The following is a 15,721-nucleotide window of genomic DNA, read 5'->3' as shown; positions in this document are numbered from 1 at the left end:
CGTCCTGACAGCGTGGAGCCGAAGGGGGACCGTGCCAAGGGGGCACCGGCGCGTTTCCGGCCGCGCGCCGGGGGTGCGTTTCCAGCCGCGCGGAGGCGTCCCGGAGCCCGGCCGGTCACCCCCTCTCCGCCCTCACTGCATGCCCTCGCCCCTTTCGTCCCTGTGCATACTGTCAAAGTTCCACCCCCGGTTTTGTACACATACGGCTCATGACGGGTGCGGGGTAGGGGGCGATAGCCTTGTGGCGTGATCAGCGCGATATCTCGCGGGGGCATCGTCGCCCCTGCCCCGCGCCCGGAGACCACGGACGACATCCGTGACCGGGCGGCAATCGCTGATCTTCGCGGGCGGGACAGGACGACAGTGAGCGGGCCGCGTGCCCTCCGTACGTCGAGGACGCCCCGGGAACGGACGCCGACGAGAGCGGTGTCACAGCCCCCGGCGGTGTCGAGAATGACCGATAACCCCCCGCCCATCTCATCTTGCGGCATAGCGTCGGACCAGACCGGACACCCCGCGTCACGGCGTCACGCCGGAAGCACCGAGACCGTACTTCCATCAACGTCACGCAACGGCGCGCGACAGGAGCCAGAGGACAATGCAGACCAAGCTGGACGAAGCCAAGGCCGAGCTGCTCGAACGGGCCGCCCGGGTAGCTGAGAACAGCCCGGTCGGGGGGCACCTACCGACTGGGACGACGGGCGAGGGCACCCCCGACCGGGACACCGTGCTCGCGTTCCTCCAGCGCTACTACCTGCACACAGCCCCGGAGGACCTCGCCGACCGTGACCCGGTCGATGTCTTCGGAGCCGCCTTCTCGCACTACCGGCTGGCCGAGAACCGCCCCCAGGGCACGGCCAACGTGCGGGTCCACACGCCGACCGTCGAGGAGAACGGCTGGACCTGCAGCCACTCCGTCGTCGAGGTCGTCACCGACGACATGCCCTTCCTCGTCGACTCGGTCACCAACGAGCTGTCCCGTCAGGGGCGCGGCATCCACGTCGTCATCCACCCGCAGTTCGTGGTGCGGCGCGATCTGACCGGCAAGCTCATCGAGGTGCTGCCCGCCCGTCCGGCCGCCGAGGAGCTGCCGCACGACGCGCACGTCGAGTCGTGGATCCACGTCGAGATCGACCGTGAGACCGACCGTGCCGACCTGAAGCAGATCACTTCCGACCTGCTGCGCGTCCTGTCCGACGTCCGCGAGGCCGTCGAGGACTGGGAGAAGATGCGCGACTCCGCGCTGCGCATCGCGGAGGAGCTGCCCGCCGAGCCGACCGCGGGCGACCTGCGCGACCAGGAGGTCGAGGAGGCTCGTGAGCTGCTGCGCTGGCTCTCGGACGACCACTTCACCTTCCTGGGGTACCGGGAGTACGAGCTGCGCGAGGACGACTCGCTGGCCGCCGTGCCGGGCACCGGCCTCGGCATCCTGCGCTCCGACCCGCACCACGCCGGTGAGGACAGCCACCCGGTCAGCCCGTCCTTCGAGCGGCTGCCCGCCGACGCGCGCGCCAAGGCCCGGGAGCACAAGCTGCTGGTCCTGACCAAGGCGAACAGCCGGGCGACCGTGCACCGTCCGTCGTACCTGGACTACGTCGGCGTCAAGAAGTTCGACGAGCAGGGGAACGTGGTCGGGGAGCGGCGCTTCCTGGGCCTGTTCTCGTCCGCCGCCTACACCGAGTCCGTGCGCCGGGTGCCCGTCATCCGCCGCAAGGTCGAGGAGGTCCTCAGGGGCGCGGGCTTCTCGCCCAACAGCCACGACGGCCGCGACCTGCTCCAGATCCTGGAGACGTACCCGCGCGACGAGCTGTTCCAGACGCCCGTGGACGAGCTCCGCTCGATCGTCACGTCCGTCCTGTACCTCCAGGAGCGGCGCCGGCTGCGGCTCTACCTGCGCCAGGACGAGTACGGCCGCTACTACTCGGCCCTCGTCTACCTGCCCCGCGACCGCTACACCACCGGTGTGCGCCTGCGGATCATCGACATCCTGAAGGAAGAGCTGCACGGCACCAGCGTCGACTTCACGGCCTGGAACACCGAGTCGATCCTGTCCCGGCTGCACTTCGTGGTCCGGGTCGAGCCGGGCACCGAGCTGCCGCAGCTGTCCGACAACGACAAGGACCGCATCGAGGCGCGGCTCGTCGAGGCCGCCCGCTCCTGGGCCGACGGCTTCGCGGAGGCCCTGACCGCCGAGTGCGGTGAGGAGCGCGCCGCCGAACTGCTGCGCCGCTACGGCAACGCGTTCCCCGAGGGCTACAAGGCCGACCACACCCCGCGCGCCGCGGTCGCCGACCTGGTCCACCTCCAGGCGCTCACGCAGGACGCGAGCAAGGACTTCGCGCTCAGCCTGTACGAGCCGGTGGGCGCCGCGCCCGGCGAGCGCCGTTTCAAGATCTACCGCACCGGTGAGCAGGTCTCGCTCTCCGCGGTCCTCCCGGCCCTCAACCGCATGGGCGTCGAGGTCACCGACGAGCGTCCGTACGAGCTGCGCTGCTCGGACCGTACGACGGCCTGGATCTACGACTTCGGGCTGCGTCTGCCCAAGTCCGCGAACGGCAACGGCGACGCCCTCGGCGACGACGGCCGCGAGCGGTTCCAGGAGGCCTTCTCCGCCACCTGGACCGGCGAGGCCGAGAACGACGGCTTCAACGCCCTCGTGCTCAGCGCCGGGCTGAACTGGCGGCAGGCGATGGTGCTGCGCGCGTACGCGAAGTACCTGCGCCAGGCCGGATCCACCTTCAGCCAGGACTACATGGAGGACACCCTCCGCAACAACGTCCACACCACCCGGCTGCTGGTCTCGCTGTTCGAGGCACGGATGTCGCCGGACCGCCAGCGTGCCGGCGTCGAACTGACCGACGCCCTGCTGGAGGAGCTGGACGCCGCGCTCGACCAGGTCGCCTCGCTCGACGAGGACCGGATCCTGCGGTCCTTCCTGCACCTCATCAAGGCGACCCTGCGGACGAACTTCTTCCAGGAGGCGCTCGGCGGCAAGCCGCACGAGTACGTCTCGATGAAGTTCGACCCGACCGCCATCCCGGACCTCCCGGCGCCGCGGCCGGCGTACGAGATCTGGGTGTACTCACCGCGCGTCGAAGGCGTGCACCTGCGCTTCGGCAAGGTCGCGCGAGGCGGTCTGCGCTGGTCCGACCGCCGTGAGGACTTCCGCACGGAGATCCTCGGCCTGGTCAAGGCGCAGATGGTGAAGAACACCGTCATCGTGCCGGTCGGCGCCAAGGGCGGCTTCGTCGCCAAGCAGCTGCCGGACCCGTCGGTGGACCGCGACGCCTGGCTGGCCGAGGGCATCCGCAGCTACCGCACCTTCATCTCCGCGCTGCTCGACATCACCGACAACCTGGTCGGCGGGGAGGTCGTGCCGCCGGTCGACGTGGTGCGTCACGACGGGGAGGACACCTACCTCGTCGTCGCCGCCGACAAGGGCACCGCGACGTTCTCGGACATCGCCAACGAGGTCGCCGAGAGCTACAACTTCTGGCTCGGCGACGCCTTCGCCTCCGGCGGCTCGGCCGGCTACGACCACAAGGGCATGGGCATCACCGCCCGCGGCGCCTGGGAGTCCGTCAAGCGGCACTTCCGGGAGCTGGGCGTGAACACCCAGACGCAGGACTTCACGGTCGTCGGCGTCGGCGACATGTCCGGTGACGTGTTCGGCAACGGCATGCTGCTCTCCGAGCACATCCGTCTGGTCGCCGCGTTCGACCACCGGCACATCTTCATCGACCCGACCCCGGACGCGGAGACGTCGTACGCCGAGCGCCGCCGCCTGTTCGAGCTGCCGCGCTCCTCGTGGGCCGACTACGACACCGAGCTGATCTCCGCCGGCGGTGGCGTCTTCCCGCGCACCGCCAAGGCCATCCCGGTCAACGCGCACATCCGTGAGGCCCTCGGCATCGAGTCGGGCGTCGCCAAGATGACCCCGGCCGACCTGATGAAGGCGATCCTCCAGGCGCCGGTCGACCTGCTGTGGAACGGCGGCATCGGCACGTACGTGAAGTCGTCCGCGGAGTCGCACGCCGACGTGGGCGACAAGGCCAACGACGCCATCCGCGTGGACGGCGCCGACCTGCGCGTCAAGGTCGTCGGCGAGGGCGGCAACCTGGGTCTGACCCAGCTCGGCCGGATCGAGTTCGCCCAGCAGGGCGGCAAGATCAACACCGACGCCATCGACAACAGCGCGGGCGTGGACACCTCCGACCACGAGGTGAACATCAAGATCCTGCTCAACGCGGTGGTGGCCAACGGCGATCTGACGGTCAAGCAGCGCAACAAGCTGCTCGCCGAGATGACCGACGAGGTCGGCGCGCTGGTCCTGCGCAACAACTACGCGCAGAACGTGGCGATCGCCAACGCGCTGGCCCAGTCGCCGAGCATGGTCCACGCCCAGCAGCGGTTCATCCGCCACCTGGTGCGCGAGGGCCACCTCGACCGGGCGCTGGAGTTCCTGCCCAGCGATCGGCAGATCCGGGAGCGGATGGTCGCCGGGCTGGGCCTGACCGGCCCGGAGACGGCCGTCCTCCTCGCGTACACGAAGATCACGGTCGCCGAGGAGCTGCTCGCCACGTCGCTGCCGGACGATCCGCACCTGGAGAGGCTGCTGCTGGCGTACTTCCCGAGCGCGCTGCGCGAGAAGCTCCGCGAGCAGATCGACGGGCACGCGCTGCGCCGCGAGATCGTCACGACCGTCCTGGTCAACGACACGGTCAACACGGGCGGTACGAGCTTCCTGCACCGGCTGCGCGAGGAGACCGGCGCGTCGCTGGAGGAGATCGTCCGGGCGCAGACCGCGGCCCGCGCGATCTTCGAGTCGAGCAAGGTGTGGGACGCGGTGGAGGCGCTCGACAACATCGTCGCCGCCGACATCCAGACCCGTATCCGGCTGCACTCGCGCCGTCTGGTGGAGCGCGGCACGCGCTGGCTGCTCAACAACCGGCCGCAGCCGCTCCAGCTCGCCGAGACGATCGGCTTCTTCAGTGAGGGCGTCGAGCAGGTCTGGTCCGAGCTGCCGAAGCTGCTGCGCGGTGCCGACCTCGAGTGGTACCAGCAGATCTACGACGAGCTGACGGGCGCGGGTGTCCCGGACGAACTGGCCACCCGGGTGGCCGGGTTCTCCTCCGCCTTCCCGACGCTGGACATCGTCGCGGTGGCCGACCGGATGGGCAAGGAGCCGATGGCCGTAGCCGAGGTCTACTACGACCTCGCCGACCGTCTCGGCATCACCCAGCTCATGGACCGCATCATCGAGCTGCCGCGCGCGGACCGCTGGCAGTCCATGGCCCGTGCGTCGATCCGTGAGGACCTGTACGCGGCGCACGCGGCCCTGACGGCGGACGTCCTGGCCGCGGGCAGCGACTCCGCGACTCCCGAGCAGCGCTTCAAGGCCTGGGAGGAGAAGAACGCGGCGATCCTCGGCCGGGCGCGCACGACGCTGGAGGAGATCCAGGGTTCGGACGCGTTCGACCTGGCGAACCTGTCGGTGGCGATGCGGACGATGCGCACGCTGATGCGGACGCATTCGTAGGCCGTCCTTCAGGCCGTAGGGCGACACGGCGACACACCGAGGGGGCGCCCCGGATCTCGTACGAGGTCCGGGGCGCCCCCGTTCGTGTTTTCCGGTGCGGACTATTCGGGCTTTTCTTTCCGACCTCCGAAGGGAATCGGGCCCTGAATTTACCCATTCATGCTAAATACGACATTTGGGTTAGGTTTGGCTCGATCGTCGACGGCTGGCTGGAGGACTCGGACCCGTGACAGTGCATCTCACCGAGCGGCGGGCCCCGGTCGCGACCGTGCCCGCTCCCCGCTCCAGGCCGTTCGTGCGCACCCGCCGGCTGGCCCTCGAAGTGGCCCGGTTCTCGGTGGTCGGCGGCAGTGGTGTCGCGGTCAACATGATCTTCTTCAATCTGCTGCTGCACGGCCTGGTGTGGTCCCCGATGGTCGCCACGGTGATCGCCAGTTGTGTCGCCATGGGCACCAATTACCTCGGATTCCGGTTCTTCGCCTACCGGGACCGCGCCTCGCGCACCACGCGGCAGATCGTCCTCTTCTTCGCGTTCAGCGGTCTCGGTGTCGCCATGGAGAGCACCCTGTTCTACCTGGGCTACCGCAGTTTCGGGATGAGCGGTCCGCTCGCCTCCAACGTCGCCAAGGCGTTGTCGATCGTGCTGGCGTCGGCCTTCCGCTTCGTGGTGTACCGGACCTGGGTCTTCCAACACGCGAAGCACGGTCGATAACGCCGCACAGCGGGACATTGTGTCTACGATTAATAGGATGAATGTGGATCAATGTCGCGCGCCGGCCGGCCCCGCCGTCTCCGTGGTCGTCATCGTCTACAACGACGCCGACCGACTGCCCACGGCCGTGCGCTCAGTCCTGGACCAGACGCTGCACGGCGTCGAGGTCGTCATCGTCGACGACCGCAGCACGGACGGCTCGTACGAGACGGCGCGGCTGCTCGCCGCCCAGTACCCCGACCGCGTCCGCGTGTTCCGCCTGCCCGAGAACAGCGGCGGCTGCGGCGCCCCCCGCAATCGCGGCATCGCCGAGGCCCGTGGCGACTACGTCCTCTTCCTCGACAGCGACGACGTGCTGGAACGCAACGCCTGCCGCAACATGCTGGAGGCCGCCGAGACCACCGGCGCCGACCTCGTCTCCGGCCTGTGCGTGCGGGTGCACGTCGACTCGCGCACGCGCAAGCAGGTCAAGTGGTATCCCTGGCTGTACGAGCGCACCCGCACCCTGGAGTCGATCACCGAGCTGCCCGACCTGATGGTCTTCGACACCCTGTCGACGAACAAGTGCTACCGCAGGCGGTTCCTGCTCGACGAACGGCTGGAGTTCCCGGTCGGCATCCACTACGAGGACCTGCTCTTCTCCGCCCAGGCCTATGCCGCCGCCCGCCGCATCACGCTCATCCCCAACCGGGTCTACGAATGGCGGGTCGTGGAGAAGCCGGCCGAGACGGCGGCGCGGTCCATCAGCAACCGGCGCGACGAGATCGCCAACTTCGCACACCGCATGGAGATCCACCGCCGGGTGGACCGGCTCCTCGCGGAACGCGGCATGCCGGAGCTGAAGTTCGCCAAGGACGTGAAGTTCCTCAAGCACGACCTGGTGCTGCACCTGCGGGAGCTGCCCTCCCGCGACGCGCCGTACCGGCGGGAGTTCGCCGGCATCGCGCGTGAGTACCTGGAGTCGATCGACCGGGCCGCCTTCGACGAGGCCGAGCCCATCCACGCCATCTGCGCCTATCTCCTCCAGATGGGCGACTGGGACAACCTGCTGCCCGCCGTGGACACGCTCACCAACCGCGACAAGATCTCCTCCTCGCTCGTGGAGCGCGACGGGCGGGTGTACTGGTGCGCCGAGCATCTGGGCGACCCGTTCGGCCGGCACGTCCTGGACGTCACCGAATTCGGCTATCACACCAGGCCGGTCGAGAGGATGTTCCTGCGCAACGCGCTCACCCACTACGAGGGGCCCCGGGGGGCGGGCGGCACCGTGCGCCTCGCCGGGCGCATCGTCAACCCACTCGGTGTCGTCCCGCCCGGGGCGCGGCTCACCGCGCAGCTGGAGTTCTACGCCCGCCGCGCCGGTGTGCGCTTCCAGACCTTCCGCTTCCCCGTGGCGAGCGTGCGGCACGAGGGCGAGTCCGTCCTCTGGGAGGCCGCGCCGGACCTGACGGCCCTGCGGCCGCTGGGCCTCGTCGACGCGGTGTGGGACGTGCGTCTGCGCCTGGACGTCGACGGCGCACGCACCTCGACCCGGCTCACGGCCGCGGGCCCCGGCCCGTTCGCCGGCCGGGTGCCGGTACGGCCCCGCCTCACCCGGCTGGTGGCCGACCGCATCGAGCCGGTGATCTCCTCGCGCGGCCATCTCGCCTTCCGGCTGGTCCCGGACAAGAAGGCCAACGAACTCCTCCAGAGACAGGTGCACGGCAAGGTCGCCCGACTCGCCAAGTCCCGCTACCGCAGGGCCAAGTCCCTGCGCAAACGGCTCACCTCCGGCGACACCAAGATCCGGCTGTACCACGAGGTGTTCAGCAGGCTGCCGGTCCGCAAGGGCCTCGTCGTCTTCGAGAGCCACTTGGGCCGGCAGTACAGCGACAGCCCCAAGGCCGTCTACGAGGAGATGCGCCGCCAGGACCTCCGGTTCGAGGCCGTCTGGTCGTACGCGGGCAGTCCCGAGGGATTCCCCGCCGACGCCACGCTCGTACGCCGCTGGTCCCTGCCGTACCTCAAGGCACTCGCCCAGGCCGAGTTCTGGGTCGACAACCAGAGCTATCCGCTGAAGCTCACCAAACGTCCGGAGACGACGTACATCCAGACCTGGCACGGCTCGGCGCTCAAACGGATGGGCTTCGACGAACCGGGCTGGAAACTCAAGTCCCGTGCGCAGCAGGAGGTCCAGCAGCGGGTCCTCGACCGCTTCGACCGGTTCCTGATCCGCTCCGAGCACGATGTGCGCACGCTCGCGCGGGCGTTCCGGCTCCAGGAGCGGACCCTGCTGCGAGTGGGCTACCCGCGCAACGACGAACTGGTGCGGACCAGGGAACTGGAGGAGTCGTCGGGACGGCGCGTCCGCGGCCCGCTCGCCGCCGAGCTGGGCATTCCCGACGACCGGCAGGTCCTGCTGTACGCCCCGACCTTCCGGCAGCACGGCGGCGCACCGCGGCGGTTCGAGCTGCCCTTCGACGTGGAGTGCTTCGCCGACACCTTCGGCGACCGCTACGTCCTCCTCGTGCGCTCCCACTACCTCAACCACGTCGTGCTGCCGCCCTCCGTGCGCGGCCGGGTCGTCGACGTGACCGCGCACCACGACATGACCCCGCTGCTGGCCCTCGCCGACGGGCTGATCACCGACTACTCGTCCGTGATGTTCGACTACGCCCTGCTGGACCGGCCGATGTTCTTCTTCGCCTACGACTACGACGAGTACGTGAACGAGGGCCGCGGCACCTACTTCGACCTGATGGAGCGCGCGCCCGGTCCGGTGGTGCGCACCGAGGACGAACTGCACGCCGTCCTCGGCTCGCTGGAGGAGCAGACGGTCAAGTACGCGGCCGCGCGCGAGCAGTTCACCGCCGAGTTCGGGGAGTACGACAAGGGGACCTCGGCCCGCAGCGTGGTCGACCAGTTCTTCGCCCAGTGGAGGCGTGCATGACCGACCAGGCGTGGCTGACCGAGCGGCCGGCGGGGAGCGTCGCGACCGGCACGAGCGGCCGTCCGCGGGACGTCTTCATCGTCTCCAACAGCGTCGACGAGCTGGGCGGGGTGACCAGCTGGACGCACCAGATGGCCCGTCTGTTCACCGGGCGCGGCCACCGCGTGCACGTCGTCGGCATCACCGACTCCGAAGTCCCGCAGGAGCTGGGCGAGACGGCGTACCCCACCACCACGCTGTACGACGTCCATCCGCCCCAGATCGGACCCATGCGCGGGCTGAAGGGGCGGCTCAACGTCGCCGAGCGCAGACGGCGCACCGCGCGCGCGGAGGGCATGCGGGAGCAGGCGGCCAAGCTGACCGCGCTCTTCCGGGCCGCGCGTCCCGGCGCCGTCGTGATCGTGACCCAGGTGTGGGCCATGGAATGGGTGGCGCTCGCCGACACGACCGGTCTCCTCGTCGTCGGCATGAGCCACGAGTCGTTCGCGTACTGCCGGAAGACCTCCCGCTTCGGGCGGGTGCAGCGGCACTACCGGAACGTCGACCGGATGCTGGCGCTCACCCGGGAGGACGCCGATCTGTGGATCCGGCAGGGCATGAACAACGCCTCCTTCATGCCGAACCCGATCCCGTTCATGCCCGAGACGCCCTCCCCGCGCACCGAGAAGGCCGTCGTCAGCATCGGCCGGCTGCACGACCAGAAGGGCATCGACATGCTGCTCGACGCCTGGGCCGAGGTCGCGCCGAACCACCCCGGGTGGCGGCTGCGGATCTACGGCACCGGGGAGGACGAGGAGATCCTGCAGGAGCGGTGCACCACGCTGGGTCTCGACGGCAGCGTCGACTGGATGGGCCCGACGAGCGATGTGCCGGGCGCGCTGCGCGACAGCTCCGTCTTCGTGCTGCCCTCGCGTGGCGAGGGCTTCCCGCTGGCGGTCATGGAGGCCATGGCGGCGGGGGTGCCGTGCGCCGCGTTCGACTGCGCGCCGGGGGTGCACGAGATCATCCGCGACGGCGAGGACGGTCTGCTCGCCACTCTCGGCAACACCGGCGAACTCGCGCGCCGGATGGACACGCTGATGTCCGACAAGGGCATGCGGGACGCGATGGGCGAGGCGGCCCGGGTGAACATCCAGCGCTACGCGGCGGAGGAGATCGTGCGCCGCTGGGAGGACCTGTTCGCCTTCCTGGAGAGGTGAGCCGCCGGGGTGGGGCGGGCCCGCGCGGGTGCTCAGGGCCGCGCGGGCGCCGCCCGCCCTACTTGCCCGTGAACTTCTCGTATTCCTTGAGGACGTCCTCCGTCGGCCCGTCCATGCGCAGTTCGCCGCGCTCCAGCCAGAGCACCCGGTCGCAGGTGTCCCGGATCGACTTGTTGTTGTGGCTGACCAGGAAGACGGTGCCCGCGTGCTTGCGCAGCTCGCGGATGCGGGCCTCGGAGCGCTTCTGGAAGGAACGGTCGCCGGTCGCCAGGGCCTCGTCGATCATCAGGACGTCGTGGTCCTTGGCGGCCGCGATGGAGAAGCGGAGCCGGGCGGCCATTCCGGAGGAGTACGTGCGCATGGGGAGCGTGATGAAGTCGCCCTTCTCGTTGATGCCGGAGAAGTCGACGATCTCCTGGTAGCGCTCGCGGACCTGTTCCTTGGACATGCCCATCGCGAGACCGCCGAGATGGACGTTGCGCTCGCCGGTGAGGTCGTTCATCAGGGCCGCGTTGACGCCGAGCAGCGAGGGCTGGCCGTCGGTGTAGATCCTGCCGTTCTCCACCGGCAGCAGGCCGGCGACGGCCTTCAGGAGCGTCGACTTGCCGGAGCCGTTGGTGCCGATCAGGCCGATGGCCTCGCCTTTGTACGCGGTGAAGGAGACGCTCTTGACGGCGTGCACCTTGCGGACGCCCGCCGCCTTCTCGGCGTGTTCGCGGCGCAGGATGCGGTTGAGCGCGGCGGTCGCGCTCCCGCGGCCCGCGCCGGTGCCGTTGACGCGGTAGACGATGTCGACGCGGTCGGCGATGACGGTGGGTACGCGGGCCCCGTCCGCGGCGGCCGGGTCCTGGGGACGGATGTCCTCGGTCAGGGTGATGGTGTCAGCCACGGCCGTACGTCTCCTCAGCCTTCCAGAAGTAGATGAAGCCGCCGGCGCCCGCGACGAGTGCCCAGCCGATGGCCAGCGCCCATACGTGGTGCGGCAGTTGGTGCGCGTGGAAGCTGTCGATCAGGGCGAAGCGCATCAGGTCGATGTAGACGGCCGCCGGGTTGCTCTCCAGGAGGACCATCGCCCAGTGCGGCAGGTCGCTGTGGCTGAGCACCTTGTCGATGCTCCACATGACTCCGGAGACGTACATCCAGGTGCGCAGCAGGAACGGCATGAGCTGCGCGATGTCGGGCGTCTTGGCGCCCATCCGCGCCATGATCATCGCGATGCCCGCATTGAACGTGAACTGCAGGACCAGGACGGGCACCGCGAGCAGCCAGGAGAAGCTCAGCGGGACGCCGAAGCAGAGCAGGATGACGACCAGCGCGGCCATCGAGAAGAGCAGCTGCTGGAGCTGCTGGAGGGCGTACGAGACGGGCAGCGCCGCCCGGGGGAAGTGCAGGGCGCGGACCAGGCCGAGGCTGCCGGAGATCGCCCGGGTGCCCGCCATGATCGAGCTCTGCGTGAAGGTCCAGATGAAAACGCCGGTGACGAGGAAGGGGATGTAGTCCGGTACGCCGTGCTTGGTGCCGAGCAGTACGCCGAAGATGAAGTAGTAGACCGCCGCGTTCAGCAGCGGGGTCATCACCTGCCACACCTGGCCGAGCTTCGCCTGGCTGTACTGGGCGGTCAGCTTGGCGGTGGCGAAGGCGGTGATGAAGTGGCGCCGCGCCCACAGCTGGCGGATGTACTCGGGCAGGGTCGGGCGGGCGCCGCTGACGGTGAGTCCGTACCGGGCGGCGAGCGCCGCGGCGTCGTCGGAGGGATGGCCCGGTGTCGCTGTCGGGGGCGGCGTGTCGAGGACCTGGCTCACATCCGCTGCTTTCGCTCGGGGGGTGGGGTGCGGGAGGGGTCCGCCGCGACGTGTCTTACGTCGTTCTTGCCATCTTCTTACGTCGGGACGGGACCGTATCGTCGCAACGCGAGCGTAGGGCTTCGCGACGTCGGAACGCAACCGTTTCGTCGTAACGGCCTATGCTGGTCGGCATGACGAACGCCGATGCCACCGCGAGTGCCTCCGCCAAGGCCCCGCGCCGCCGGGCCCCGGCCGGCGCGGCCGTCCTCCGAGAGGACGTGACGGAAGCCATCCGCGCCGCCGTCTTCGAGGAGCTCGCCGCCGTCGGGTACGCCCGGATGTCGATCGAGGGCATCGCGCGCCGCGCGGGCGTCGGCAAGACCGCCGTGTACCGGCGCTGGCGCTCCAAGCTCCATCTGGTCCTGGACCTGGTCTCGGCCGTCGCCGTCCAGGGGCTGCCCGCACCCGACACGGGCTCGCTGGAGGGCGATCTGCGGCTGCTGTACGAGGTCACCTCGCGCGCCCTGCGCCATCCCGTGGCCGGCCAGATCATCCCCGACCTCCAGGCGGAGGCCGCGCGGAACCCGGACATAGCGGACGCCATGCAGAAGGCGCTGCGCGAGGGGCAGCAGAGCGTCGCCAGCGGGATCGTCGCGGCGGCGGCCGAGCGGGGCGAGGTACGCGCCGACGTCGACCAGGAACTCGCGCTCGACCTGATGTCCGGCCCGCTGTACTGGCGGGCGGTGGTGGTCCGCGGGCCCAAGCTGCCCAAGGGGTACCTGGCCGGCCTGGCCCGCGCCACGGCCGCGGCGCTCAAGGCGCTGTGATCACGCCGTAGCCGGACCCCCCTGGCGGCCGGGCCCGGTGCGGGCGGTCAGGACCGGCGTGCGCGGTCAGGACCGGCTGGCCTCCGGGTGCAGGCGCACCCAGCCCGCCCACGCCGAGGTGATCATGTCCTGGACGTCGTACTTCGCCTTCCAGCCGAGCTCGATGGCGATGCGGTCGGCGGAGGCGACGACGCGCGCCGGGTCGCCGGGCCGGCGGGGGGTGGTCACCGGTGGGCGGTCGTAGCCCGTGAGGGCGTTGATGCGGTCGATCATCTCGCGGACCGAAACGCCCTCGCCGCGGCCGATGTTGAGGGTCATGTCGCGGCCGGGGGACGCCTGGAGGGCGCGGGCCGCGGCCACGTGGGCCTCGGCCAGGTCGACCACATGGATGTAGTCGCGCACGCACGTCCCGTCGGGGGTGGGGTAGTCGTCGCCGAAGATGCGCGGCGGCGCGTTCTCCGTGAGCTTCTCGAAGACCATGGGGATCAGGTTGAAGACGCCCGTGTCGGCCAGCTCCGGTGTCGCCGCGCCCGCCACGTTGAAGTACCGCAGGGAGGCCGTGGCCAGGCCGGTGGCACGGCCCGTCGCGCGCACCAGCCACTCGCCCGCGAGCTTGGTCTCGCCGTACGGGCTCATCGGCGCGCACGGCGTCTCCTCGCGCACCAGGTCCACGTCCGGCATGCCGTACACGGCGGCCGAGGACGAGAAGACGAAGGAGGGGACCTGTGCGTCGGTCACGGCGGACAGCAGGACGCGCAGACCCTCGACGTTCTCCCGGTAGTAGTGCAGGGGGAGGTCCACCGACTCGCCGACCTGCTTCTTCGCGGCCAGATGGACGACACCGGTGACGGAGTGCTCCCTGATGGTCCTCGCCAGCGTCTCGGCGTCCAGCGTCGAGCCGATCACCACCGGCACGTCGGACGGCACGCGCTCCGGGATGCCGGTCGACAGGTCGTCGTAGACCACCGCCCGCTCGTCCGCCTCCAGCATGGCGCGGACGACGTGCGCCCCGATGTAGCCGGCGCCGCCGGTGATCAGCCAGGTCATGTGGGCCGTCCCCTCGTCAGTGAGCCCGGTGCTGCACGGGTCGTTCGGTCGCGTATCAGTGAAGCAGTCGGCGGAGGCGGCGACGCGCCACTTCGGTCATTCCTCTCCATCCGGGCGCTGTGCGCAACGCCAGCGCGCCGGAGTGCGTGCGGTACGGCTGCACCAGCAGTACGCCGTGACGGGCGTCCGGGACGGCGCGGCGGCGCAGCAGACCGCGCCCGGCGACCGCGTGCGCCGTGACGTCCCGGGCGGAGCCGTCGCGGAAGCGGAGCCTCAGCCGCAGGTCCCAGGTGCCCGCGCCGAGCACGGACAGGTCCACCGGCGTCTCGGCCGACCACAGGTCGCCGTACCGGTCGGGCCGCAGAAGGACCTGGCGGCGCAGGCCCACCCGCCCGTCGTCCCGGTGCACGAACTCCACGTCCATCGAGGCCGGACCGGCCTCGGCCAGCCGCCCGTACAGCTCGTGCAGCCGCAGCCGCAGTCGGGTGCCACGCGCGCGCGGCCGCAGTTCCGCGTCCACGGCGGCGGGCAGCAGATGGGCGGGGCGCACCAGGAAGTGGTCCAGCGTGATGCGGGGCAGGTCGTCCGACCAGACGGGCGTGGCGTCGCCGGAGCGGGCGTACGGCGGGAGCAGCCGGGCCGGGCGGGCCGCCAGCTCCGTGAGACGGGGCAGGTCGCGGGGGACGGGGGAGGCCAGTACCACCCGGGCGACCAGGCGGCCCGGGGCGGTCGGGTTCACCGTGAGGTCGGCCGCGTCGAAGGTCGCCAGGTACGCGCGCGTGAGGCCCCACCACGCGCGGCGGTACTCGGGCGCGCGCAGCTCCAGCTCGCGTGTGTACATCCGCAGTTCGTGGTCGAGGAACTTGGCGTGCACGGCCCGCGCCAGCCCCTTCTCGCCCGCGCCGAGGAGGATCTCGTGGGCGGCCCGGTTGGCCTCGGTCCGCGCCCGCCAGTTGCCGATGTCCGCGCGGTCGAGGGAGATGGACAGGTGATCGGCGTCGCGTCGTACGTGCCAGACGTAGACCGTGTCGGGGACGAGGGCGATGCGCGGTCCCGCGGCCAGGACGCGCGCGCCGAACACGAAGTCCTCGTAGCGGAAGCGGCCCTCGGGGAAGCGGATGCCGTGCTCGTGCAGGAAATCGGTGCGGTAGAGCTTGTTGACGCAGAGCGTGTCGTGCACCAGGCGGGCGCGGCGCGCGGGGTGGGGGACGAGGGCGGGCCTCGCGTAGAGGGCGCGCTCCCAGGGGGTCTCGCGGCCCGAGGGCAGCTCGCGCCGTACGCACAGCCCGGCCGCGACCTCGGTGTGCTGCCCGTCCGCCGCCGAGAGCAGCGCGTCCACCGCGCCGGGCGGCAGCACGTCGTCGCTGTCCAGGAACATCACGTACGGGGCGGTCGCGGCGTCGATCCCGTCGTTGCGCGGGGTGCCGCAGCCGCCGCTGTTGGCCGTACGGCCGATCACCCTCAGGCGTGGCTCGTCCGCGGCGAGGCCGTCGAGCAGGGCCCGGCTGCCGTCCGTCGAGCAGTCGTCCACGGCGAGCACCTCGTGGACGGCCGGGCCCTGCGCGAGCGCCGAGCGCACCGCGTCCGCGACGTGGGCGGCGTCGTTGTACCCGATGACGACCACGCTGACCTGCGACTGCTGAGGTTTCATGGGATCCAGAGGCCCGAATCGTAGGGGTTTCGG

At 70.5% G+C, this 15,721-nt stretch carries 9 protein-coding genes; 5 read left to right on the top strand and 4 right to left on the bottom strand.

Features of this window, described 5'->3' with window-relative positions; all coding sequences use genetic code 11:
- Positions 1 to 598: 598 nt before the first annotated feature.
- The 4 genes from BKI49_RS14770 (at position 599) to BKI49_RS14755 (ending at position 10,379) form a co-directional block, all read left to right on the top strand.
- Complete coding sequence (locus BKI49_RS14770; protein ID WP_095934731.1) at positions 599 to 5,539, top strand: NAD-glutamate dehydrogenase; 4,941 nt, start codon at positions 599 to 601, stop codon at positions 5,537 to 5,539.
- Positions 5,540 to 5,765: 226 nt separating this feature from the next.
- Complete coding sequence (locus BKI49_RS14765) at positions 5,766 to 6,251, top strand: GtrA family protein (RefSeq protein ID WP_257004791.1); 486 nt, start codon at positions 5,766 to 5,768, stop codon at positions 6,249 to 6,251.
- A gap of 37 nt (positions 6,252 to 6,288) precedes the next feature.
- Positions 6,289 to 9,180 carry a bifunctional glycosyltransferase/CDP-glycerol:glycerophosphate glycerophosphotransferase gene (locus BKI49_RS14760; RefSeq protein WP_095934729.1) on the top strand — a complete coding sequence of 964 codons (2,892 nt, stop codon included), beginning with the start codon at positions 6,289 to 6,291 and terminating at the stop codon, positions 9,178 to 9,180.
- The gene (locus tag BKI49_RS14755; RefSeq protein WP_095934728.1) at positions 9,177 to 10,379 is read left to right on the top strand and encodes a glycosyltransferase; all 1,203 of its coding nucleotides are present in this window, start codon (positions 9,177 to 9,179) and stop codon (positions 10,377 to 10,379) included. Before BKI49_RS14760 ends, BKI49_RS14755 begins: the two co-directional genes overlap by 4 nt.
- Positions 10,380 to 10,437: 58 nt before the next feature.
- Here the strand turns inward: BKI49_RS14755 and BKI49_RS14750 are convergent, their stop codons facing one another.
- Positions 10,438 to 11,250: an ABC transporter ATP-binding protein gene (locus BKI49_RS14750; protein ID WP_257004794.1), complete on the bottom strand. Its 813-nt coding sequence runs from the start codon at positions 11,248 to 11,250 to the stop codon at positions 10,438 to 10,440.
- Positions 11,251 to 11,260: 10 nt separating this feature from the next.
- Positions 11,261 to 12,181, bottom strand: coding sequence for an ABC transporter permease (locus BKI49_RS14745; RefSeq protein ID WP_095934727.1), 921 nt, complete (start codon positions 12,179 to 12,181; stop codon positions 11,261 to 11,263).
- A gap of 161 nt (positions 12,182 to 12,342) precedes the next feature.
- Here BKI49_RS14745 and BKI49_RS14740 point away from each other — a divergent pair, with 161 nt between their 5' ends.
- The gene (locus BKI49_RS14740) at positions 12,343 to 12,990 is read left to right on the top strand and encodes a TetR/AcrR family transcriptional regulator (protein ID WP_095934726.1); all 648 of its coding nucleotides are present in this window, start codon (positions 12,343 to 12,345) and stop codon (positions 12,988 to 12,990) included.
- A 66-nt stretch (positions 12,991 to 13,056) separates the two neighbouring features.
- Here the strand turns inward: BKI49_RS14740 and galE are convergent, their stop codons facing one another.
- Positions 13,057 to 14,037 carry a UDP-glucose 4-epimerase GalE gene (gene galE, locus BKI49_RS14735; protein WP_095934725.1) on the bottom strand — a complete coding sequence of 327 codons (981 nt, stop codon included), beginning with the start codon at positions 14,035 to 14,037 and terminating at the stop codon, positions 13,057 to 13,059.
- A 55-nt stretch (positions 14,038 to 14,092) separates the two neighbouring features.
- Positions 14,093 to 15,688 (bottom strand): glycosyltransferase family 2 protein, encoded by a 1,596-nt coding sequence (locus BKI49_RS14730; RefSeq protein ID WP_095934724.1) that lies wholly within the window; start codon positions 15,686 to 15,688, stop codon positions 14,093 to 14,095.
- Positions 15,689 to 15,721 lie beyond the last annotated feature (33 nt).

Origin of the sequence: Streptomyces sp. Tue6028 (assembly GCF_002300165.1) — a bacterium.
Lineage (GTDB): Bacteria > Actinomycetota > Actinomycetes > Streptomycetales > Streptomycetaceae > Streptomyces > Streptomyces siamensis.
The sequence above is the reverse complement of the archived record's forward strand: the minus strand, read 5'-3'. Positions and strand labels throughout refer to the sequence as shown.

What these genes read in the sequence shown, in the direction of transcription:
- galE (WP_095934725.1), bottom strand. Translation starts at nt 14,037, where the DNA reads ATGACCTGGCTGATCACCGGCGGCGCCGGCTACATCGGGGCGCACGTC.
- BKI49_RS14730 (WP_095934724.1), bottom strand. Translation starts at nt 15,688, where the DNA reads ATGAAACCTCAGCAGTCGCAGGTCAGCGTGGTCGTCATCGGGTACAAC.
- BKI49_RS14760 (WP_095934729.1), top strand. Translation starts at nt 6,289, where the DNA reads ATGAATGTGGATCAATGTCGCGCGCCGGCCGGCCCCGCCGTCTCCGTG.
- BKI49_RS14740 (WP_095934726.1), top strand. Translation starts at nt 12,343, where the DNA reads ATGCTGGTCGGCATGACGAACGCCGATGCCACCGCGAGTGCCTCCGCC.
- BKI49_RS14755 (WP_095934728.1), top strand. Translation starts at nt 9,177, where the DNA reads ATGACCGACCAGGCGTGGCTGACCGAGCGGCCGGCGGGGAGCGTCGCG.
- BKI49_RS14770 (WP_095934731.1), top strand. Translation starts at nt 599, where the DNA reads ATGCAGACCAAGCTGGACGAAGCCAAGGCCGAGCTGCTCGAACGGGCC.